Annotated in this window: 20 protein-coding genes; 14 read left to right on the top strand and 6 right to left on the bottom strand. The window is 72.3% G+C overall.

Annotation, left to right across the window (positions count from 1 at the left end):
- The first annotated feature begins 21 nt into the window (after nt 1-21).
- Both ACWFR1_RS35200 and ACWFR1_RS35195 read left to right on the top strand, forming a co-directional pair.
- Nucleotides 22-480: a hypothetical protein gene (locus tag ACWFR1_RS35200; protein WP_453558716.1), complete on the top strand. Its 459-nt coding sequence runs from the start codon at nt 22-24 to the stop codon at nt 478-480.
- Complete coding sequence (locus tag ACWFR1_RS35195; RefSeq protein WP_453558713.1) at nt 477-1,538, top strand: glycosyl hydrolase; 1,062 nt, start codon at nt 477-479, stop codon at nt 1,536-1,538. Before ACWFR1_RS35200 ends, ACWFR1_RS35195 begins: the two co-directional genes overlap by 4 nt.
- A 7-nt stretch (nt 1,539-1,545) precedes the next feature.
- Here ACWFR1_RS35195 and ACWFR1_RS35190 read toward each other — a convergent pair whose 3' ends face one another.
- The 3 genes from ACWFR1_RS35190 to ACWFR1_RS35180 form a co-directional block, all read right to left on the bottom strand.
- Nucleotides 1,546-3,678, bottom strand: a complete 2,133-nt coding sequence (locus tag ACWFR1_RS35190; protein WP_453558710.1) for a lipopolysaccharide biosynthesis protein — start codon at nt 3,676-3,678, stop codon at nt 1,546-1,548.
- A gap of 134 nt (nt 3,679-3,812) precedes the next feature.
- A complete protein-coding gene (locus tag ACWFR1_RS35185) occupies nt 3,813-5,009 on the bottom strand; it encodes a DegT/DnrJ/EryC1/StrS family aminotransferase (protein ID WP_453558708.1) in 1,197 nt (398 codons plus the stop codon).
- Nucleotides 5,010-5,236: 227 nt separating this feature from the next.
- On the bottom strand, nt 5,237-6,181 hold the full coding sequence (locus ACWFR1_RS35180; protein WP_453558706.1) for an RNA polymerase sigma factor SigF: 945 nt from the start codon (nt 6,179-6,181) through the stop codon (nt 5,237-5,239).
- A 234-nt stretch (nt 6,182-6,415) separates the two neighbouring features.
- Between ACWFR1_RS35180 and ACWFR1_RS35175 the strand changes: the two genes are divergently transcribed.
- The 6 genes from ACWFR1_RS35175 (at nt 6,416) to ACWFR1_RS35150 (ending at nt 11,650) form a co-directional block, all read left to right on the top strand.
- Nucleotides 6,416-6,787, top strand: a complete 372-nt coding sequence (locus tag ACWFR1_RS35175; RefSeq protein WP_453558703.1) for an STAS domain-containing protein — start codon at nt 6,416-6,418, stop codon at nt 6,785-6,787.
- A 110-nt stretch (nt 6,788-6,897) separates the two neighbouring features.
- The gene (locus ACWFR1_RS35170) at nt 6,898-7,317 is read left to right on the top strand and encodes an ATP-binding protein (protein WP_453558701.1); all 420 of its coding nucleotides are present in this window, start codon (nt 6,898-6,900) and stop codon (nt 7,315-7,317) included.
- A gap of 118 nt (nt 7,318-7,435) precedes the next feature.
- Nucleotides 7,436-8,134: a peptidase gene (locus tag ACWFR1_RS35165; RefSeq protein ID WP_453558736.1), complete on the top strand. Its 699-nt coding sequence runs from the start codon at nt 7,436-7,438 to the stop codon at nt 8,132-8,134.
- A complete protein-coding gene (locus tag ACWFR1_RS35160) occupies nt 8,134-8,976 on the top strand; it encodes a COG1470 family protein (RefSeq protein ID WP_453558698.1) in 843 nt (280 codons plus the stop codon). Before ACWFR1_RS35165 ends, ACWFR1_RS35160 begins: the two co-directional genes overlap by 1 nt.
- A complete protein-coding gene (locus tag ACWFR1_RS35155) occupies nt 8,973-10,079 on the top strand; it encodes a neocarzinostatin apoprotein domain-containing protein (protein WP_453558695.1) in 1,107 nt (368 codons plus the stop codon). Before ACWFR1_RS35160 ends, ACWFR1_RS35155 begins: the two co-directional genes overlap by 4 nt.
- Nucleotides 10,080-10,093: 14 nt before the next feature.
- Nucleotides 10,094-11,650 carry a hypothetical protein gene (locus tag ACWFR1_RS35150; protein ID WP_453558693.1) on the top strand — a complete coding sequence of 519 codons (1,557 nt, stop codon included), beginning with the start codon at nt 10,094-10,096 and terminating at the stop codon, nt 11,648-11,650.
- Between the two features lie 70 nt (nt 11,651-11,720).
- Here ACWFR1_RS35150 and ACWFR1_RS35145 read toward each other — a convergent pair whose 3' ends face one another.
- On the bottom strand, nt 11,721-13,241 hold the full coding sequence (locus ACWFR1_RS35145; RefSeq protein ID WP_453558690.1) for a peptide MFS transporter: 1,521 nt from the start codon (nt 13,239-13,241) through the stop codon (nt 11,721-11,723).
- A gap of 427 nt (nt 13,242-13,668) precedes the next feature.
- Between ACWFR1_RS35145 and ACWFR1_RS35140 the strand changes: the two genes are divergently transcribed.
- Both ACWFR1_RS35140 and ACWFR1_RS35135 read left to right on the top strand, forming a co-directional pair.
- On the top strand, nt 13,669-14,346 hold the full coding sequence (locus tag ACWFR1_RS35140; protein WP_329279450.1) for a response regulator transcription factor: 678 nt from the start codon (nt 13,669-13,671) through the stop codon (nt 14,344-14,346).
- A 14-nt stretch (nt 14,347-14,360) separates the two neighbouring features.
- The gene (locus ACWFR1_RS35135) at nt 14,361-15,629 is read left to right on the top strand and encodes an ATP-binding protein (protein ID WP_453558686.1); all 1,269 of its coding nucleotides are present in this window, start codon (nt 14,361-14,363) and stop codon (nt 15,627-15,629) included.
- A 21-nt stretch (nt 15,630-15,650) separates the two neighbouring features.
- On the opposite strand, the gene ACWFR1_RS35130 is transcribed toward ACWFR1_RS35135, so the two are convergent.
- Entirely contained in the window at nt 15,651-16,181 is a 531-nt protein-coding gene (locus tag ACWFR1_RS35130) for a GtrA family protein (RefSeq protein WP_453558683.1), read from the bottom strand.
- Nucleotides 16,182-16,315: 134 nt separating this feature from the next.
- On the opposite strand from ACWFR1_RS35130, the gene ACWFR1_RS35125 reads away from it, so the two are divergent.
- The 4 genes from ACWFR1_RS35125 (at nt 16,316) to ACWFR1_RS35110 (ending at nt 20,378) form a co-directional block, all read left to right on the top strand.
- Nucleotides 16,316-17,509 carry a 5-(carboxyamino)imidazole ribonucleotide synthase gene (locus ACWFR1_RS35125; RefSeq protein ID WP_453558680.1) on the top strand — a complete coding sequence of 398 codons (1,194 nt, stop codon included), beginning with the start codon at nt 16,316-16,318 and terminating at the stop codon, nt 17,507-17,509.
- A 35-nt stretch (nt 17,510-17,544) separates the two neighbouring features.
- Nucleotides 17,545-18,042, top strand: a complete 498-nt coding sequence (gene purE / locus ACWFR1_RS35120) for a 5-(carboxyamino)imidazole ribonucleotide mutase (protein WP_453558734.1) — start codon at nt 17,545-17,547, stop codon at nt 18,040-18,042.
- 122 nt (nt 18,043-18,164) lie between these two features.
- Nucleotides 18,165-19,343 (top strand): dipeptidase, encoded by a 1,179-nt coding sequence (locus ACWFR1_RS35115; RefSeq protein ID WP_453558731.1) that lies wholly within the window; start codon nt 18,165-18,167, stop codon nt 19,341-19,343.
- Nucleotides 19,344-19,466: 123 nt separating this feature from the next.
- The gene (locus ACWFR1_RS35110) at nt 19,467-20,378 is read left to right on the top strand and encodes a membrane dipeptidase (RefSeq protein WP_453558677.1); all 912 of its coding nucleotides are present in this window, start codon (nt 19,467-19,469) and stop codon (nt 20,376-20,378) included.
- 71 nt (nt 20,379-20,449) lie between these two features.
- Here ACWFR1_RS35110 and ACWFR1_RS35105 read toward each other — a convergent pair whose 3' ends face one another.
- Nucleotides 20,450-21,802 carry a UDP-glucose dehydrogenase family protein gene (locus tag ACWFR1_RS35105; RefSeq protein ID WP_453558675.1) on the bottom strand — a complete coding sequence of 451 codons (1,353 nt, stop codon included), beginning with the start codon at nt 21,800-21,802 and terminating at the stop codon, nt 20,450-20,452.
- Nucleotides 21,803-22,036 lie beyond the last annotated feature (234 nt).

Raw genomic sequence — 22,036 nt, 5'->3', positions numbered from 1 at the left:
ACACACGAGGAGCAGGTAGCCATGGTCGGCCCACGTCTGACCCCACGAGTCCAGCGCAGAGCCGCCCTCGCGGCCTCCGGGTGGATTGCCCTCGCCGCGACCGCGCTCCCCGGAGCGTCCCCGCTGCGCTGGATCCCCGTCCTCGCCTTCGTCTTCCTCGCGCCGGGCCTCGCGATGCTGCTCCCGCAGCCCCTCGGGCTGCGGCCCGGCGCCCGCCTGGAGGCCCTGGCGCTCGCCGCGCCCGTCAGCCTCTCCGTGGCCACCCTCACCGCGACCCCGCTGTTCCTGACGAAGGCCTTCTCGCTCACCGCCTTCCTTGTCGTCCTCGCCGTCTTCGTGAGTGTCGCCGCCACCCTGCCCGGGGTGCCGCTGCCGGCCGCCACGCGCGGCGCCGTCGAGCGTGACGGCACCCGCACGTCCGGGCGCACCACCCTGCTCACGGCCCGATTCCGCAAACGAAGGACCGGTGGGGGCGCATGACCGGGCGCCACGGCAAGGAGGCTCCCTGGACCCGGCTCGCGATCGCGCTCGCCGCCGTCGGCGCGCTGACCGCCGGCATAGGCGTCTGGTCGACCCTCTCCGAGAGTGACGACCGCTGCGTGCCCGACACTTCGCTCGTCGCCCCCTGCGGAGCCTGGTGGGGTGCGTACATCCCGCACGACAGCGACAGCTCGCTCACCCGGCCGGTGTACGCCTTCGAGAAGAAGATCGGCCGCAAACTCGATCTCGTCTACACGTACCACGACATGTCGGGGGGCAAGGCCGACGGCGAGCTGCTCACCCCCGACGAGCGGGAACTCGGCCGCGACCGACTCCTCATGCTGGCCTGGGAATCCACGGTGTGGACCGAGAAGCATCACGCCAACTGGACTGAGAAGCAGCTAGGTTGGAAGAACGTCGCCGCCGGCGCGTACGACACCTCGGTCATCGACCCGCAAGCCCTCCGGGTCAAGGAGTACGGCAAGCGGGTCTTCTTCGCCTTCGATCAGGAGGCCGACTTCCGCATCGAGCAGGGCGCCGGTACCCCGGAGGAGTACGTCGCCGCCTACCGCCACGTCCGCGACCGCTTCGAGAAGCTGGGCGTCACCAACGTGGTGTGGGTCTGGACCGTCTCCGGCTGGCTCGGCAACGCCGCTCTGATGAAGCAGCTCTACCCCGGCGACGCCTACGTCGACTGGATCGGCATGGACCAGTACAACTACTACCTCTGCCACCGCACCCCGAACTGGCTCGACTTCGACGAGTCCCAGCGCCCCAGTTACGAATGGCTGCGGAAGAACATCTCCGCCGACAAGCCGATCATGCTCTCCGAGTTCTCCACCGCCCCCGACCCGAAGCGGCCCGAGCGGCAGCGCGACTGGTACACCGCGATCCCGGGCGTGGCGCCGACGCTGCCGAAGGCGAAGGCGTACGTGCACTGGAACCGCGCCGTGCCAGGACCCGGCTGCGACCTGACGATCAACTCCGGGCCCGGCCTGGAGGGTTATCGGACCGCCGGCCAGGACTCGTACTTCAAGCAGCCCCTGCCGCGCCGCTGACAGCGGCCTAGCGGCGGCCCGCCGCCAGCCCGCGGAAGGCGCAGACCGCCATCGTGGCGCCGGCCAGGCCCAGGAAGAGCGGGAGCGGGGCGGCGGCGAAGGCCTGCTGCCCCGCCCACCCGGCCCAGACCAGCACCCACACCGCCCCGGCCGTGACCCGCTCGCCCACGCCGAGGACCCGCAGCAGCAGCGCCGCGAGCAGCAGGCACAGCGCCTGGAGCACGATCGGGGTCACCGCTGCCGCCGGGCCGTCCGCACCGCCGAGGAGTTCCGCACCCGGGCCGCCCGCCGCGGCGGGCAGCAGGCCCAGCAGGGGCGGCGCGGTGTGCAGGGCGAGGAACGTCGCGAGCAGGACCGCCCCGGCGAAGAGCGGCCGGAAGACCCGGAGACCGACGGCGAGGCCCTGGAGGGCGACGAGCAGCAGCCCCGCGAAGAGCGTGACGGGCGGGAGCGCCGTCAGCAGACCGGCCCCGGAGAGCCGCTCCACATCGAGCGTGCCCGAGCCGGTGAGCGGCAGCCAGAAGAGCCCGGCGGCCAGGCCGAGGCCGAGCCAGAGACCGAGCCGGAGCCGGGCCGTCGACCGGTCGGGGGCGGTCGATCGGTCCGAGACCCCCCGGACGCTCGGTCCCGTGCGCGCGGCGCCGGCCGCCGGCTCGTCGGTACGCTGCCGGGGTACGTACACGGGGATGCCGAACGCCGGCGTCACCGAGTCGTGCGTCCCCCGCAGATAGGCGCTCTCCCGCGCCCAGTTCGTGCCGTACCCGTCCTGCGCCCGCTCCTTCACCCGCGCGGCGGCCCGGACCCCCTCGGACGGCGCCCGGCCCTTGAGAGTGGCCCGCAGGCCCGGCACCGACGCCACCGCCATCAGCGTCATGGAGCCCAGGACGGCGTACCCGGCGCCGGCGATGCCGAAGGGCCCGAGGAGGAAGACCGCGCTGCCGAGGACCAGGACGCACATCGCGCCCTGGAGCGCGGCGAGCATGCCCGTACGGCCCTGGACGCGCAGCACCCCGATGTACAGCTCGACGGCGACCCGGGGGAGTGCGGCGGCGGCGAGCAGCCGCAGCACGGTCGTGCCGTTCTCGGCGTAATCCGCTCCGAACGGCGCGAGGATCAGCGGCGCGAAGACGACGAGGACGAGGACGACCGGGACCAGCAGGAGCGTCATGCGGCGCAGCGCGCCCCTGACGCCCTCGGCGAGCGACTCGGGGCTGTGCGAGGCGTGCGCGGTGAGCGAGGAGGCCATGTTGATGGCCATGAACTCCATCGTGCCGCCGACGGTGTACGCCGTGTAGAAGAAGGCGTTGTGGGCGGCGTCGAACCGGACCGCGACCATCATCGGCAGCAGGCTGATCATGAGGAGGCTGAAGACCGAGCCGACGGAGTCCCCGGCGAGGAAGCGCCCGATCTCGCGCATGCCGGGCGGCTCACGGTCCCGGTCGGCGTGCGCCTGCCGGGGGATCAGCCGCCGGAAGACGAGCCAGCCGACCGGCACCACGGAGAGGACTATGGCCGCGGCCCAGGAGACGAAGACGCCGAGCACCGGCAGGGCGACGGCGAGCACGACGAGCAGCACGAGCTTGCCGAGCGAGAAGACGGCGTTGCCGACAGGCACCCAGATCGCCCGTCTGAGCCCGGTGAGGACCGCGTCCTGGAGGGTGAGCAGCGCCCAGCCGACGCTGGCGGCGGTGAAGAAGATCCCGGCGGACAGGGTGCCGAGCGGGGCGTACGAAGGTCCCCACCAGTCGAGGGTGAGCAGGAAGACGCCGCAGGCCACGGCCACGACCGCCGTGCTGACCAGGTAGAGGCGGACCACGAGCGGCCCGGTGGCCCGCCCGGCCCTGGGCACGTACCGGACGACGGCGCCGGTCAGCGTCGTCGCGGTGAGGGAGGCGAGCATCCGCTGGGCGGCGATGGCGGCGGAGCCCTGGCCGACGGCCTCCTCGGTGTAGTAGCGGGCCGCGACCAGCCAGAAGCCGAGCCCGAGGGCCGCGGAGACGCCGGTGGAGAGCATCAGCGCGTAGGCGTTGCGGAACATGGAGCTCTCGCCCCCGGAGCCGCCCTCGGCGGCCTTCGCCCCGGCCCCGGTCTTCGCCCCGGCCCCGGTCTTCGCCTCGGCCCCGGTCTTCGCCTCGGGCACGGCGGGTGAGTGTGCTCCGCCCGAGGACACCCCGGCCGACTGATCCCCCGCCGCCGGATCCCCCGCCGCCGGATCCCCGACCGCCGGATCCCCGGCCGCCGGATGCTCCGTCCCCCGCAGCCGTACGCTCTCGGTCACCGGGCGCCGCCGGTGGCCTCCGACAGGTGCGCGGGCCGGATTCCGGCCGCGCGCAGCACGTCCAGGACCTCGTCCGCGCGGCGCGGGTCCACCGGCAGGGCCTGGCGGGCGAACCGGGCGGCGGCCTCCGGCGCGGGGGAGCGGTCGGTGAACGCCTCGCCCGCGTAGTTGTCGAGCGGCGGGTCGTAGAGGTAGCCGGTGGTGATCCGGTGCCGGGCGAGGGCGGCCGTCGCCGCGTCCCGGTCCTCGACGAGCAGCGGCACCCGGAACAGCGGCTGCGCCGGCGCGTCCGGAGCGCCGGGCGTGCCGTACTCGCTGGCCAGGAGCCGGGCCGTGCCCGCGCGGTGGACGGCGAGGACGTCGTCGAGCCGGGCCAGTCTGCCGGTGGTGCGGCGGAGCCGCCCCGGCCCCGGTCTGAGCCGGTAGTCGTGCATGTCGACCCGGATCCAGGAGTGGAAGGGGGCGAGCGCGGGCGCGGCCGGCAGGGCGCGCCGCAGCTCGTCGGCGCGGAGCGGCATCCGGATCTCCTCCCGCTCCTCCTTCCCGAGCAGCCGTATCACCGCGCGCGCGGCTCCGACGAGGCGCATCCCGCGCACGGCGGACTCCACGTACGGCCTTGCCAGGTAGGCGAGTTCGTCGACCGTGCGGGGGGAATGCAGCAACGCGTCGCGGGCGGCGGTGAGTTCCTCGCGAAGCGCCGGGTCGGCGAGGGTGAGGAAGCCGCCGGTCTTGGCGCCGGTGTGCTTCGAGAGGCTGAAGACGGAGGCCTCGCCGTACGTGCCGACCGGGCGCCCGCCGACGGTGGAGCCGATCGCGTGGGCCGCGTCCTCGATCAGCGGGATGCCGAGCCGGTCGCAGCGGGCCCGCAGCTCCGGTGCCGGGTCGGGGTTCCCGTACAGATTGGTGGTGAGGACGGCGGACAGGCCGCGCCAGGCGGACTCGGGGACGGCCGCCGTGTCGATCGACCCGTCCCGGGGGTCGAGCGGCGCCTGCACCGGGCGGAGCCCGGCGGCGAGCACGACGAAGAAGATGACGTCGTCGTTGACCGGGGACATCAGCACCCGGCCGCCGGGCTCGCACCAGTGGCGCAGCGCGAGGTAGAGACTGAGGCGGCACGACGGCACGTAGAGGCATTCTCTGCCCCCGAGCCGGTCGCGCATCCGCCCTTCCAGTTCCGCGTACGCAGAAACCATGTGATTCCCCCCTGAATCCCCGGGCTCAATGTGGCCCAATCCGGACGGCGCGTCAACAAGGCCTTCCGGTCACGCGGTTGGTGGTCGCCGGGCCCCGCGTGGACGCCCGACCGTGCGGTCGGGCGGCGGTCGGCCGCGGGGTCGCGCGGAAGGGCCCGTCCGGGTCGGTCGACCGTGAACGGGCCCTTTCCGCAGCCATCTTGACGGCTCGGGGGAGCCGGCGGAGGTCATTCCTCCAGAGTGAGACCGCGGCGCAGCCGGGCGAGGGTTCGGGAGAGGAGACGGGACACGTGCATCTGCGAGATGCCGAGCTCCGTGCCGATCTCCGACTGGGTCAGGCCGGAGACGAAGCGAAGGGAGAGGATCTGCCGGTCGCGGGCGGGCAGCGAGGCGATCATCGGCTTGAGGGAGGCGATGTACTCGATCCCGGTGAGCCCGTCGTCCTCGTAGCCGATCTTGTCGGCGAGGGTGGTGTCCCCGCTGCCGGCCTCGTCCTCCTCGGTCCTGGCGTCGAGCGAACTCGCGGTGTACGCGTTGCTGGCGGTCATGCCCTCGACGACCTCGTCCGTGGAGATCCCGAGCTCCTCCGCGAGTTCGGCGATGGTCGGGGCGCGGTCGAGCCGCTGGGAGAGCGCGTCACCGGCCCTCGCGAGGTCGAGCCGGAGCTCCTGGAGCCTGCGGGGCACGTGCACGGACCAGGACGTGTCGCGGAAGAACCGCTTGATCTCGCCGATGATCGTCGGCATCGCGAAGGTGGGGAACTCGACGCCCCTGGCCAGTTCGAAGCGGTCGATCGCCTTGATGAGGCCGATCGTGCCGACCTGGACGATGTCCTCCATCGGCTCGCTGCGGCTGCCGAACCGGGCGGCGGCGAACTTCACGAGGGCCAGGTTGAGTTCGACGAGCGTGTTGCGGACGTACGCGTGGTCGTGGGTGCCCTCCTCCAGTTCGGCGAGCCGGGCGAAGAGCTGCTTCGACAGGGCGCGCGCGTCGACCGCTCCGATGCGGTCCAGGGGCCGGTCGGGCAGGGCCGGGATCTGCGGGGAGTGGGTCGAGGGCCGGGTCGGGGAGTGGGCAGGGGGATGGGCCCGGGACTGGGTGGGCAGGTGGTCGAGGGGGACTGCTGCCGACGGCGCGTCGGGGGTACGCGGGGCGTCGAGCCGGGGTGACATGGGTCTCCTTCGTTGTTCTTCTGCTGCGGTTTGCGGCGCCTCCGAGGCCGGTCGTGTCGGATCTCCTGTGCGGTGTTCCCTTCTAGCCCTACCCGGTGGACGGCGATGGTCGCAAGTGCCAATAATCCGGTTTGGTGGTATTCGTGTGGGCCCGTGTGTGCGCGGGAGGGTGCCCCGCTTGTAGGGTTCGACGCACGTCAGTCGGCATCCGCGAGAGCGAGAAGAGGCACGGCCATGGACCGCCAGCACATCGGCAGCGCGCAGCCCGCGCGGCTGCGGGTCGAGGTCCGGGCCGTGGACGCCGCGAGCGAACTCCTCGTACCCACGGGTGAGCTCGATCACCACACCGCCGAACTGTTGCGTACACCACTCGACGCCGCGCTCGACGCGGGCCGTTCACGGCTCGTCGTCGACTGCTCGGGCCTCGACTTCTGCGACTCGACCGGGCTCAACGTGCTGCTCGGCGCCCGACTGAGGGCGGACGCCGCGGGTGGCGGGGTTCATCTGGTGGCGATGCGGCCCGCGGTGGCCCGGGTGTTCCGCATCACCGGCGCCGAGGCCGTCTTCACCCTGCACGACACGCTCGGCACGGCCCTCCCCGGCTGACGCCGGCGACGCGCCCCCCTGCCCCGCTGTACGTCCCACCCGCACCATCCGCCCCGCGCGGCCCGCACGTCCCGCCCCTCTGTCTCGTCAATCGGTGAGGTGAAGCGCTGATGGACCAAGCTTCCGACGTCCGTACGCTCGCCCTCGGCGAGACCAGCGGCACCGTGCCGCTCGCCCGCGACTTCACGCGGTCGGCGCTCCACGAGTGGGGGTGGCTCCCGGCCGCCACCGCCGACCGCAGGGCGGCCGTCGAGGACGTCCTGCTCGTGGTCTCCGAGCTCGTCACCAACGCCTGCCTGCACGCCGAGGGCCCCGAACGCCTGCGCGTCCTGCGCGGCCCCCACGCCGTACGCCTCGAAGTCACCGACCGGGGCGCCGGCCAGCCCGCGCCCCGCACCCCGCACCGCTCCGGACGACCCGGCGGCCACGGCATGTTCATCGTCCAGCGGCTCTGCCTCGACTGGGGCATCGAGCGCACCCCCGGCGCCCCCGGCAAGACGGTCTGGGCCGAACTCGCCGCACCCGCCTAGGACTTTCACAAGTTCACCCGCTCCTCTGGCTTCCCTCCGCAAGCCCCCCGGCGTACCTTGACGGCCAATCTGAAAGACCGTCAGTTAGTTGCGGTGAGGGGTGCTCGCGGTGTCCAAGGTGCCGAACCGAAGGAGAACGGCCGCCGGTCTCACGGCGGCGGTCGCGGTGGCGGGCGCCGCCGTGCTGACTGCCGCACCGGCCGCCCAGGCGACCGTCGTCGATGTGAGCTACGCGTGCGTGACGAAGATCGGGCCGAAGAGCGCCGTCTCGCCCGTCGACATCAAGGCCGTCAAGAGCGGCAGCGGCTACACGATCACGATGTCCTTCGAGAAGGGCGTCTCCGACAGCCCGATCGAACTCCCCAAGGGAGTCATGACCCCGCGCGCCGAGCTCGTCCTCGGCGGCGCCGCCGAGGGCACGGTGAAGGTCAAGGGCACGCCGAACACCGTGGCCATCCCGCCGGACACCCCGATCAGCATCGGCACGCTGACGGGGACGTTCACGCCGAAGAAGAACGGCAAGGTCACCTTCACCGCCGGCACGCTCATCGTGCACGCCCTCGGCATGGACGCGGCCGAGTGCACCCCGAAGAACAACCCCAAGCCCTCGCTGGAGCTCGACGTGACCGGGGTCGCGGGCGGGGACGACACCCCGCCGGCCGATGACGACGACAGCGGCGACGACAACGGCTCCGGGGCCGAACTGCCCAAGACCGGCCCGCTGGACTCCGCCCTGGCCCTCGGGACCCTCGGCGGCACCGTCCTGCTGACCGGTGCCGCCGGAGTCCTCTGGCTCACGCGGCGCACGGCACGCTGATGCGGCCGGCGGTGCGCTCCGGGCTCGTGGCCGCCGCGACCGCCCTCGTCGGCGCGGTCGCGGCGCCTCCCCCAGGGGCCCAGGCCTGGACGGCGGCGCCCGCTGCCGGACGGCCGTACGCCTATCTGGAGGGCCCGGCGGGGAGCGTCCTCCAGGACACCCTGTCGGTGACCAACCCGGGCGCGGGGCCGCTCACCGTACGGCTCGCGGGGGAGGGCGCGCCGGTGGCCTTCGCCGCGCGGACCGTCACCGTGCCGGCCAGGACCCGCGCGGACGTGCCGTTCGCGGTGACCGTCACCGCCGACACCCCGCCGGGCGACCACCGTGGCACCGTGCGTGCCACGGCCGCAGGACGCGAGGTGGGCGTGGAGCTGCGCCTGCGGGTGAGCGGCCCGCGCCTCGCCGCGCTCACCGTCGAGGACGTCCGCGTCGACGAGACCACGGGCGCCCTCCGGTACACCCTGGTCAACCGCGGTACGACCATCCTCGCCCCGACCCTCGCGGTCCGCGCCGAAGGCCTCCTCGGCACGGTCCTCGACCGGCCGGAGCGCGCCCTGCCGCTCACCCTGCGCCCCGGCGAGCGGGCCACCCGTACCGAACCCTGGCCCGATCCGCCCGCCCTCGACTCCGTCACCGTCCGGCTGACCGCCGGCGCCCCCGGCGCGGCCCCTGCCACCGCCCGCGCCGAGACGGCCTTCGCCGAGGGGCCCGCGCTCGCGGGCGCGGCCGGGCTGCTCCTCGCGGCGGCGGGCGGCGGCGCGTACGGGATCCGGCACCGGTACGGGACGCGGCGGCGCGGCGGGCCCCGTACCCAGCGAGCGTCGACGGGAGCGACAACATGAGGCCGACGAGAGCGACAAGACCGATGCGGTGGACGCGTACGGCCGCCGCGCTGCTCACCGCGCTGCTCACGGCCCTCGCCCTCGCGCTGCCGTCCGCGGCCACCGCGACGGCGGCGGCCGGGCCCGTGGTCGAGCTGTCGCAGGCCGAGGGCGGCAAGGGCGGCACGATCACCGTCAGCGGCAGCGGCTGGAAACCGGGCGCGCTGCTCATGCTCCTGGTCTGCGGCCAGTCCGCCCCCGGCAAGGGCGTCATCGGCGGCACCAACTCCTGCGCCAACAGCGAGGGCAGGGCCGCGACCGTCGACGCCAGGGGCGCGTTCAGCGCGAAGCTCCCGGTGGCCGAGCCGCCCAAGCCCTGCCCCTGCGTGGTGCACGTGGCCGGCGTCACGGGCCAACAGGACGCCGTCGACAAGGAGTTCACGGTCGCCGGACACCCCACGGCCCCGCTCCCCGGAGCCTCGGGCGACGGGCGGCTCGCCGTCCTCGCGGCCGTCCGCCTCGACGGCTCCAGTGGTCTCCTCGTCTGGTTCGGGGCACCGCCGAGCCGGGAGGTCGTCCTCACCGTCGGCAACCTCGGCTCGGCCGCCGTCAAGGACCCGGTCTTCGAGGTCGGCACGAGCCACGGCGTCTTCGCGCCGCAGTACGAGGAACGCCAGTGGCGCGGCACGATCGAACCCGGCAAGAAGGCCCTGGTCCGGCTGCCGGCCGAACTCACGGCGGGCGCGCACGGCGACTACCAGGTCTCCGTGCGGTACGCGGGCAAGGTCCTGGTCGAGCAGCCGTGGGGCGTGGGCCGCCCCTGGGGCGTGACGCTCTTCTGGGTGCTGCTCGCCGTCGTCGTACCGGCCGCGCTCTTCCGGATCGGGATGGCCGTGGTGGACCGCGCCCGGCCCGCCGCGAGACGCCCCGCCGCGGGCCGCGCGTCCGCCCGGGTTCCCCGTACTCGTACGGCCGCACCGCGCCGCCGTACCCGCACGTCCGTCCCCGCCTCCGCCAACGAGGACGCGAGGGACGACGAACCGACCACGGTCCTGCCGTGGTTCAGCCCTGACTCCGCACCGTCAGCGCCAGAGAGCAGTCCGACGACGAAGGGACATGCGTGAGTACGCAACGGAGGATGAGCGCGGCCGGGGTCGCGCTGATGCTCGGCGGCGCGGGGATCCTGATTTCCGCCGGCCCCGCACAGGCCGCCGAGGTCTCGTACAAGACGGAGTGCATCCCGCCGTCCATCTCCGGGCTCCCGCCCGTGCAGGGCACGACGAAGGTGCTCATCACCGCACCGGCGGAGGCCAAGGTCGGCGACGAGGTCGAGATCGTCTGGAAGACGGTCCAGGCCGCCTCGAAGAACCCCGACGTGCTCGACCTCGGGGCCGACACGGTGAAGCCGAGCGGCACCCTGAAGGTGGGCGGCGCGGGAAGCGGCACCGTCGCGATGGAGGGACCGCGGAGCAACCCGCCGATCCCGAAGAACAGCCCGATGGTGCTGCCCGAGATGAAGGGGAAGCTGAAGCTGACGGCGGCGGGTGACCTCACGCTGACGCCCGACAAGTACACGATCAACGTGTCCAAGCCGCTGTCGACGGACACGAAGTGCACACCGAAGGAAGCGGTCCCGGTCGCCGCGACGATCAAGGTGACGGCGAGCGGCGGTACGACCTCCGGCGGCACGAGCACGAGCGGCGGTACGACGACGTCCGGGGGCACGACGTCCGGTGGCACGACCACCACGTCCGGTGGTACGTCGACGTCCGGTGGCACGACCACCACGTCCGGGGGCACGACGTCCGGTGGCACGACCACCACGTCCGGTGGTACGTCGACCTCCGGCGGTACGACCACCACGTCCGGTGGCACGACGACCACCTCCGGCGGGCACACGGGCACCGGCGGTACGGGCGGCTCGACCACGACCTCGGGCGGCAGCTCGACGTCCTCCAGCGGTTCCACCTCTGGAGGAAGCTCCAGCTCCGCCGGCGGCTCGACCTCCGGCGGCAGTGGCGGGCAGACCGACTTCCCCGGCAAGGAGGTCACCGTCGCCTTCACCTGCACGTCCCCCGGCCCGCCGAGCATCAACTCCAAGGTGACGATCAGCGCGAAGAAGAACGGCGCCGTCTACGACCTCACCGTCAAGACGGCCAAGGGCGTCATGGACAGCCCGGCTCCCCTCCCCAAGGGAGCTCTCGTCCCCACCATGGCGGTCAAGGTCGGCGGAGCCGACAGCGGCACGGTGCTGGTCACCGGCGCACCCAACCCCACCGCGGTCGCGGCGGGCGCACCGGTGAGCCTGGAGGACATGAAGGGCACGTACAAGCCCGGCGCGACCGGGAAGTCCACGCTCAGCCCGGGCGCGCTGACCATCAAGGTCACGCTCGGCTCCGCCAAGATGGACATCCCGTGCCAGGTCAAGGGAGCGGTGAACGCCTCCCTCGAGCTGGACACCAGCAAGCAGGCGGGCGGCGCGAGCGGCGGTTCGGGCACCTCGGGCTCGGGTTCGGGCTCCGGCTCGGGCTCCGGTGGCGCGGCGGTCTCCGGCGGCTCCTCCGGTGGGAACCTCGCCGAGACCGGCGCCGAGAGCGACGGCGCCCTGCGCGCCCTCGCCCTGGTCGCGGGCACGGTCATCCTCCTCGGCGGCGCGGTGTTCACCTTCACACCGTGGGCGCGGCTGAGGCGCTGACGCTCCGAGCACGGCGAAGGCCGCCGCACCGAACCGGGTGCGGCGGCCTTCGGCCGTTCCAGGGGACGGGTCAGTGGACCTCGCCCATGAGCGCCTGGACCTTCTTGCGGTACATGAAGATCGCGAAGCCGGCGGCGACGGCGAGCGTCGCCTGCATCGCGATGATCCCGGTTCCGTTCAGGTCCACGCCCGCGATGGAGAGCAGGCCCGTGGTGCAGTCACCGGCGGTGACGGCGAGGAACCAGACACCCATCATCTGGGAGGCGTACTTCTTCGGCGCCATCTTCGTGGTGACGGAGAGGCCGACGGGGGAGAGGCACAGCTCACCGATGGTCTGGATCATGTAGATCGTGACGAGCCACATCGGGGAGACCATCGTGCCGTCGCTCGACATGTTCATCGGGACGATGAACACGAAGAAGGACGCGCCGACGAGGACCAGGCCCATCGCGAACTTCACGATGGTGTTCGGCTCCTGGTTCTTACGGGCCAGCCACAGCCACAGCCAGGCGAAGACCGGGGCCAGCGCCATGACGAAGAGCGGGTTCAGGGACTGGTACCAGGTGGCGGAGAAGCCGAGGCCGAAGATGGTGTCGGCGGTCTTGCCGTCCGCGAAGAGCGACAGGGTCGAGCCGCCCTGGTCGTAGATCATCCAGAAGATGGCGGCGGCGACGAAGAACCAGATGTAGCCGTTCATCTTCGACTGCTCGCCCGCGCTCAGGTCCTTGTCGCGCTTGATGCGGGCCAGGACGGCGATCGGGATGAGCAGACCGGCGACGGTGAGCGGGACCAGGGCCCAGTTCAGCGTGTACAGGCCGAGGGCCACGACGATGCCGTAGAAGACGGCCACGAGGGCGACGACGACGGCGACCTTGGTGATGATCGCCTTGCGCTCGTCGGCGGACAGCGGGTTCGGGACCTCGCTGCTCTTCGGGTTGAGGCTCTTGGAGAAGGTCAGGAAGACGGCGAGACCCAGGGCCATGCCCACGGCGGCGAGGGCGAAGCCGAGGTGCCAGTTGACTTCCTTGCCGATCGTTCCGATGAGGAGCGGGGCGACGAAGGCGCCGACGTTGATGCCGATGTAGAAGAGCGTGAAGCCGCCGTCACGACGCGGGTCCTCGGGACCGTCGTAGAGGTGGCCCACCATCGTCGAGATGTTGGCCTTCAGCAGACCCGAGCCGACGGCCACCAGCGCGAGGCCGACGAAGAACATGGCCGCGCCGGGCAGCGCCAGCGAGACGTGACCGGCGATGATCACGAAACCGGCGATGGTGACGGTCTTGCGGGCGCCCCAGACGCGGTCGCCGAACCATCCGCCGGGCATGGCCATGAGGTAGACCATCGACACGTACACGGAGTAGATGGCTGTGGCGGTGGCGGCCTTCATCGCCAGACCGCCGCCCTGGCTGCCCACGGCTGCGTCGGCGCCGCCGGAGACCAGGTAGTACACCAGCAGGGCCCGCATCCCGTAGTAGGAGAAGCGCTCCCACATCTCGGTGAAGAAGAGGGTGGTCAGGCCGCGGGGGTGGCCGAGGAACGTCTTCTGGTACCGGGGTACTCCGGTCGAAGCCGTCGTCAGGCTGGACGCCATGTCGATCCTTGCTCTGTCGGGACGCTCGCTTGGTGAGCGGGGTGCGCCCGGTGGGGGAGGCCGGCACCGGCGGAGCCGTTGGACTCCACCGGGATCCACGCCCCGGAAGACGCGTGTACGCGTCCCGGAACCCGGCCCACAGGTCGTTCACCGTCTTACGAGGCCGGCGGAGCCGACCTCACGCAGAAAGAGGACCTCGGCGCATGAAGCTGGCCAAAGGTCCCCGATTACCGCTACAGACGTCGAGACACCATACGACACGACAGTGCCGGATATGGAAGGACTTGAGAGATGGATCACAGGTGACGACGCAACCACACAAGGCTATTCGAAGGTCATGAGCTAGATGCCCACAGGATCCCCAGGGGTTACCCGGGCCGAGCGGATCGCGCCACGGCCCGGGGGCCGTGCGGACTACCATCACCCCATGACCCGTGTACTGCTCGCCGAGGACGACGCATCCATCTCGGAACCGCTGGCCCGTGCCCTGCGGAGAGAGGGGTACGAGGTCGAGGTCCGCGAGGACGGCCCGACCGCCCTCGACGCCGGACTGCAGGGCGGAGTGGACCTGGTCGTGCTCGACCTGGGGCTCCCCGGCATGGACGGCCTGGAGGTCGCCCGGCGGCTGCGCGCCGAGGGCCACGCGGTCCCGATCCTGGTCCTCACCGCGCGGGCGGACGAGGTCGACACCGTCGTCGGGCTCGACGCGGGCGCCGACGACTACGTCACCAAGCCCTTCCGCCTCGCCGAACTCCTCGCCCGGGTCCGGGCCCTGCTCCGGCGCGGCTCCACCGAGCCCGTCGTCGCCCCCTCGACCCACGGCGTGCGGATCGACGTCGAGTCGCACCGCGCCTGGATGGGCGACGAGGAGCTCCAGCTCACGGCCAAGGAGTTCGACCTGCTCCGGGTCCTGGTCCGGGACGCCGGCCGGGTCGTCACCCGTGACCAGCTGATGCGCGAGGTCTGGGACACCACCTGGTGGTCCTCCACCAAGACCCTCGACATGCACATCTCCTGGCTCCGCAAGAAGCTCGGCGACGACGCCGCCAATCCGCGCTACATCGCCACCGTGCGCGGAGTCGGCTTCCGCTTCGAGAAGAGCTGAGTCACGGTGAAGCCATGCGCCGCCGTCTGATCAACTCCACGCTCGCCGTGGTGCTCGTCGTCATCGCCGTCTTCGGCGTCTCCCTCGTCATCGTCGAGACCCGCACGATCGCCGGCAGCGCTCAGGAGAGCGTCGACTCGGAGGCGCTGCGGATCGTCTCCATCGTCGACAGCCGGCTCATCGGCGGCGAGCCCGTCAACCCGGACATCCTCGCGGAGCAGAGCGGCGCCAAGCGGTACGCGCAGATCCGCATCCCCGGCCGGGACACCATCGAGATCGGCACCCGGCCCAGCGGGGACGTCATCCGGGGCCTCGCCGAGGGCGAGCGCGGCGAGACCGTGGTCGTCGAGGAGTCCCGCTCCACGGTCACCGCCGAGGTCGGCCGCACCCTCCTGATCATCGGCGCGGTCGCGCTGCTCGCCGTCATCGCCGCCGTCCTCCTCGCCGTACGCCAGGCCGAGCGGCTGGCGTCCCCGCTGACCGACCTCGCGGAGACCGCCGAGCGCCTCGGCTCGGGCGACCCGCGGCCCCGGCACAAGCGGTACGGGGTGCCCGAGCTGGACCGCGTCGCCGACGTCCTCGACGCCTCCGCCGAACGCATCGCCCGGATGCTCACCGCCGAGCGCCGCCTCGCCGCCGACGCCTCGCACCAGCTCCGTACGCCCCTCACCGCCCTCTCCATGCGCCTGGAGGAGGTCGCCCTCGCCGACGACCTGGAGACGGTCAAGGAGGAGGCGACGATCGCACTCACCCAGGTCGAGCGGCTCACCGACGTCGTCGAACGGCTCCTGACCAACTCCCGCGACCCCCGTACGGGCTCCGCCGTCGCCTTCGACCTCGACGAGGTCGTCAAGCAGCAGCTGGAGGAGTGGCGGCCGGCCTACCGCAGCGCGGGGCGGGCCATCGTCCACTCGGGCAAGCAGGGGATGCGGGCCGTCGGCACGCCGGGCGCGGTCGCCCAGGTCCTCGCGGCCCTGATCGAGAACTCGCTCATGCACGGCGGCGGCACCGTCGCCGTACGCACCCGGGTCACCGGCAACCAGTCGGTGATCGAGGTCACGGACGAGGGCCCGGGCGTCCCGGCCGACCTCGGCGCGCGGATCTTCGAGCGGGCGGTGAGCGGCCGCAGCTCCACGGGGATCGGCCTGGCCGTCGCCCGTGACCTCGCGGAGGCGGACGGCGGGCGTCTGGAGCTGCTCAAGGAGCACCCGCCGGTCTTCGCGCTGTTCCTGAGCCGCGAGGTCAGGAGCGTCGAGGAGACGCGGGAGCGCCCCGTACGGTAGTCCGTACGATGAAAGGCCAGGTCAGACGCGGTCGGGCTGGCGCCGCTCCGCCTGGCGCGGGGTCGCCTGCCGGGGGGTCTGCTCCAGGAACGATTCGGCGGTCTGCACGGCTTCCTTCGCGGGCAGCGCACGGAACACCCACGTGCGGTACGACCAGAAGCGGAACAGGGTCCCGATCCCGATCCCGAAGAACTTGAAGAAGTTGCTCGCCAGCGGGCCGTCCCAGCCGAAGCCGTACGTCGCCGCGTAGAGCACGCCGTTCTCGATGACCATGCCGACCAGGCTGAACAGCAGGAACAGCGACAGTTCCTTCGTCCGCCCCGACTTGTCCCGGTCCCGGTACGTGAAGTAGCGGAACCCCACGTAGTTGAAGCCGATCGCGACGACGGTGGCGACCAGGCTGGCCCGGACCACCGGAAGGTCCGAGAAGTGGCGGACCAGGTTGAAGACGCCGAGGTTGACGAGGACGCCGAGACCGCCGACCACCCCGAATTTGGCGACCTCACGGAAGAGCCCGTTGAGTCGCATGCGCAGCGCGCCGGGTTCACTCATGGTGATGGCTCAGTCCCGTCCGTCCGGCTGACGTCCGGGCGACGTCAACCCAACCATGCTAACCAGCCCCCCTGTCACCCGCCCGGGTACCTCGTAAACCATGGGGAAACCAGGCCCCCACCTGCGCTGTCCTTGTGACAAACCACAGGCGGACGAGTGTTCCCCGGTGGTGCGGATACCCTAAGAGAGTGACGTTCCCGGTAGTCGGCATGGTCGGTGGCGGTCAGCTCGCCCGAATGACCCACGAGGCGGGCATCCCCCTCGGCATCAAGTTCAAGCTCCTCAGTGACACCCCGCAGGACTCGGCGGCCCAGGTGGTCAGCGACGTCGTCATCGGCGACTATCGCGACCTGGACACGCTGCGTGACTTCGCGCGCGGATGTGACGTGATCACCTTCGATCACGAGCACGTCCCCACGGAGCACCTGCGGGCCCTGGAGGCGGACGGCATCCCCGTCCGCCCGGGGCCCGACGCGCTGGTGCACGCCCAGGACAAGGGGGTGATGCGGGCCAAGCTCGACGAGATCGACGCACCGAGCCCGCGGCACCGCATCGTCGCGGACGCGGCGGACGCGGTGGCCTTCGCGGCCGAGGTCGGGGGCTTCCCGATCATCCTCAAGACCGTGCGCGGCGGCTACGACGGCAAGGGCGTCTGGTTCGTGCGTACGGAGGCGGAGGCCCGCGACCCGTTCCTCGCGGGCGTCCCGGTCCTCGCCGAGGAGAAGGTCGACTTCGTCCGCGAGCTCGCGGCGAACATCGTCCGCTCCCCGCACGGCCAGGCCGTGGCCTACCCGGTCGTCGAGTCCCGTCAGGTCGACGGCGTCTGCGACACCGTGATCGCCCCGGCGCCCGACCTCGACGACGAACTCGCGGGCCAGGCCCAGGAGCTCGCCCTCCGCATCGCCAAGGAGCTGGGGGTCGTCGGTCACCTCGCCGTCGAGCTCTTCCAGACCACGGACGGCCGCATCCTCGTCAACGAACTGGCGATGCGCCCGCACAACTCCGGCCACTGGACCCAGGACGGCGCGATCACCTCGCAGTTCGCCAACCACGTCCGCGCGGTTCTCGACCTCCCCCTCGGCGATCCGCGGCCCCGCGCGCAGTGGACCGTGATGTGCAATGTCCTGGGCGGCGACTACCCGGACATGTACTCCGCGTACCTGCACTGCATGGCCAGGGACCCGCAGCTCAAGATCCACATGTACGGCAAGGACGTGAAGCCCGGCCGCAAGGTGGGGCACGTCAACACCTACGGCGACGACCTGGACGACGTGCTGGAGCGCGCCCGTCACGCCGCCGGCTATCTGCGAGGAACGATCACCGAGTGAGCAGCATCAGCACCGCCCCCGCCGTCGGCATCGCCATGGGATCCGACTCCGACTGGTCCGTCATGGAGGCCGCCGCGCAGGCCCTCGACGAGTTCGAGATCCCCTACGAGGTCAACGTCCTCTCCGCGCACCGGATGCCGCGCGAGATGATCGCGTACGGCGAGGAGGCCGCGGGCCGCGGCATCAAGGCGATCATCGCGGGCGCGGGCGGCGCCGCCCACCTGCCCGGCATGCTCGCCTCCGTCACCCCGCTCCCCGTCATCGGTGTGCCGGTGCCGCTGAAGTACCTCGACGGCATGGACTCGCTGCTCTCCATCGTGCAGATGCCGGCCGGCATCCCCGTCGCGACGGTCTCCGTCGCGGGCGCGCGCAACGCGGGCCTGCTCGCGGCCCGCATCCTCGCCGCGCACGACCCCGAGCTGCAGACCCGGATGAACGAGTTCCTCCAGGAGCTCAACGACCAGGCCACGGAGAAGGGCAAGCGCCTGCGGGCCAAGGTCGAGGGCGCGGACTCGTTCGGCTTCGGCAAGTGAGCGCGCGGGCCGGGGACGTGGGCGCCGAGAGCTCGGCGGCCGGAAGCACGGCGGCCGGGAGCTCGGCGGCCGGGGCCACGGCGGCCGGGAGCGCGGCCGACCGGCTCGCGGAGGCTCGCGAGCTGCTCGCGGGCCACCCCGTGGTCGACGGTCACAACGACCTGCCGTGGGCGCTCCGTCAGCACGTGCGCTACGACCTGGACCGGATGGACATCGGCGCGGACTTGACCGGCGCCCTCCACACCGACCTCGCCCGGATGCGGGCCGGCGGCGTCGGCGCCCAGTTCTGGTCGGTCTACGTCCCGGGCCGGCTGGCCGGGGACGACGCGGTCAGTGCGACCCTGGAGCAGATCGACATCGTCGACCAACTCCTGGAGCGGTACGCGGGCGACCTCGTCCCGGCGCTGACGGCGGACGACATGGAGGCGGCCCGGCAACAGGGCCGTATCGCCTCGCTCAAGGGCGCCGAGGGCGGCCACTCGATCAACAACTCCCTCGCCACGCTGCGCGCGCTGCACGCCCTGGGCGTCCGCTACATGACGCTCACGCACAACTCCAACAACGACTGGGCGGACTCGGCGACCGACGAGCCCGGCGTCGGCGGACTCTCCGCCTTCGGCCGGCAGGTCGTCCGCGAGATGAACCGCTCCGGCATGCTCGTCGACCTCTCGCACGTCGCCGCCACCACCATGCGGGCGGCGCTCGACACCTCGACGGCGCCGGTGATCTTCTCGCACTCCTCGGCCCGGGCGGTCTGCGACCACCCGAGGAACATCCCGGACGACGTCCTGGAGCGGCTGCCCGCCAACGGCGGCGTCGCGATGGCCACGTTCGTGCCGAAGTTCATCCTCCCCGCGGCCGTCGACTGGACCGCGCGAGCGGACGAGAACCTCCGCGCGCACGGCTTCGACCACCTCGACACCACCGCCGAGGCGATGAAGCTGCACCGCGCCTTCGAGGCGGCCGACCCGCGCCCGATCGCCACCGTCTCCACGGTCGCCGACCACCTCGACCACATGCGCGAGGCCGCCGGCATCGACCACATCGGCATCGGCGGCGACTACGACGGCACGGCCTTCACGCCTGCCGGCCTCGACGACGTCGCGGGCTACCCGAACCTGATCGCCGAGCTCCTGCACCGCGGCTGGTCGCACCCGGACCTCACCAAGCTGACCTGGTCCAACTCGGTCCGAGCGCTCCGCGACGCGGAATCGGTCGCCCGCGACCTCCGCTCCCGCACGTCCCCGTCGAACGCGACGATCGACGCGCTGGACGCACCGGACGGGCGCGACACCCCGTAACGGGCCGGTCACTCGAACGGTCCACTCCGTCGCGCCCCCGGCCGGGGCCGGTGGCACGGTGGACGGTACTGCCCCGTCGCATTTGGCGGGGCGGTACTGCATCACCGAGTTCGGAGTAGCACCATGGCAGATCTCGACGATCATCCCCCCCTCTCGGCGGCCGTCGGCGCGCTCGATCCCCCCGAGACGCCACCCCCGCTCGACGAGACGGCCCGGGCCCGCGCCATCCTGGCCGCCCAGCCCGTCGTCGAGGGCCATACGGAACTGCCCCGGGCGCTGGACCCGGAGGATCTTCCGCCCGCCCGCGCGGGGGAGGCCGGAGCGCAGTTCTGGTCCCTGCACGTGGACGCCGACGAGGGCGTCATCGGGACGCTGCGGCGGATCGACACGGTCCGCGCCCTCGTCGCCGCCTGCCCCGAGGACCTGCGGCTCGCGCACACCACCGCGGAGATGGCCCACGCCGGCAACTGCGGCCGGGTCGCCGCCCTTCTGGGGCCGGTCGGCTGGCCCGCGATCGGCGGCTCGGCCGCCACCCTGCGGGCGTACCACGCCCTGGGCGTACGGGCCGTGAACCTCACCCGCTTCGACCGCTTCGCCCGCGAGGCCGTACGGGAGATGAACCGGCTCGGCCTCGCCGTGGACCTCTCGGACGCCGACCAGGACACGGTCCGCCGCGTCCTGGCGGTCACCCGGGCCCCGGCCCTGCTGACCAGAGCGGCGCCGGAGGCCCTCCCGGACGACGTCCTGCGGCTCCTCGGCGAGAACGGCGCCGTCTGCATGGTCACGGTCACGGACGACCCGGCCGCCGACGCCGACGTCCTCGACCGGGTGCGTACGGAGGCGGGCGCGCGGTCCACGGGCGTCTCCCACACCACCGCGCCGGCCGTCGGCTACGTCCCGCTCTTCGCGGAGCTCCTCCGCCGGGGCTGGCCCGCCCAGGACCTCGTCGGGCTCGCCCACGCCAACGCCACCAGGGCGCTGCGCGAGACGGAGTTCCTGGCGAGGACGAACCGGATCCGCCCGGTCGCGGCCTGACCGTACGACAGTCCGTACGCGGAGAGGGGAGGGGGCGCCGACCGGCGCCGCCTCCCCCTCTTCCGTGCGTCTCAGGCGCGCGGGCGGCCCATCGCCCGGTACGTCCAGCCCGCCGCCCGCCAGAGCGCCGAGTCCAGAGCGTTGCGGCCGTCGAGGAGCACCGGCGACGACACGACCGCGGCGAGCTCCGCCGGGTCGAGCTCCCGGAACTCCCGCCACTCGGTCAGGTGCAGCACGACGTCCGCGCCGCGCACCGCGTCCAGGGCCGTGTCGGCGTACCCCAGGGTCGGGAAGAGGCGGCGGGCGTTCTCCATGCCCTTCGGGTCGTAGACGGTGACCTGGCCGCCCTGGAGGTGTATCTGGCCGGCCACGTTGAGCGCGGGGGAGTCGCGGACGTCGTCCGAGTCCGGCTTGAAGGTCGCGCCGAGCACGGCGATACGGCGGCCCAGGAAGGAGTCCCCGCCGAGGGCCTCGCGCGCCATCTCCACCATCTGGCCGCGCCGCCGCATGTTGATCGAGTCGATCTCGCGCAGGAAGGTCAGCGCCTGGTCGACGCCCAGCTCGCCCGCCCTGGCCATGAAGGCGCGGATGTCCTTGGGCAGGCAGCCGCCGCCGAAGCCGACGCCGGCCCGCAGGAACTTGGCCCCGATCCTGTCGTCGTGGCCGATGGCCTCGGCCAGCTTGGCGACGTCGCCGCCCGAGGCCTCGCAGACCTCGGCCATCGCGTTGATGAAGGAGATCTTGGTGGCGAGGAAGGAGTTCGCGGCCGTCTTCACCAGCTCGGCCGTCGGGAAGTCGGTCACCACGAACGGCGAGCCCGCGCCGACGGGCACCGCGTACACCTCGCGCAGCGTCTTCTCGGCGCGCGCGCCGGACGAGGAGGGCGCCCCGGCCGAGGAGGGCACGCCGACCACGATCCGGTCCGGGCGCAGGGTGTCCTGGACGGCGAAGCCCTCTCGCAGGAACTCCGGGTTCCAGGCGAGGTCGACGCCCTCGGGCAGCAGGCCGGCGAGCCGCTCGGCCGAGCCGACCGGCACGGTCGACTTGCCGACGACCAGGGCCCCTTCGCGGGCGACCGCGGCGAGGGAGGCGAAGGCGGCGTCGACGTAGCTCATGTCGCAGGCGTACTCCCCGTGCTTCTGCGGGGTGTTCACGCAGACGAAGTGCACGTCGCCGAAGGCGCCGACCTCCTCCCAGGAGGTGGTGAACCGCAGCCGGCCGCTCGATCCCTCGATGCCGGCCACGTGCTTCGCGAGCAGGTCCTCAAGACCCGGCTCGTACATCGGGACGCGCCCGGAGGACAGCAGCGCGATCTTCTCGGGGACGACGTCCAGGCCGAGGACTTCGAAGCCCAGTTCCGCCATGGCCGCGGCATGGGTGGCGCCGAGGTAGCCGGTGCCGATCACAGTGATCTTGAGGGCCATGCGGTACTCCAGTGACGTCGGGCGGAATGCCTGCCCGAGCATAGTCGTGCCCTGGCCCGGCGCCGGGGAACGGCCTACTCTTTGGGTTACTTAACGGTAGTTAATGAATGTGGGAGTAAAAGTGGCGGGTTCGGCTGATTTCGACCTGTATCGGCCCTCCGAGGAGCACGACATGCTCCGGGAGTCGGTGCGTGCGCTGGCGGAGGCGAAGATCGCGCCGTTCGCGGCCGCGGT

The sequence above is a fragment of the Streptomyces sp. NPDC055103 genome (assembly GCF_053607625.1).
The sequence above is the reverse complement of the archived record's forward strand: the minus strand, read 5'-3'. Positions and strand labels throughout refer to the sequence as shown.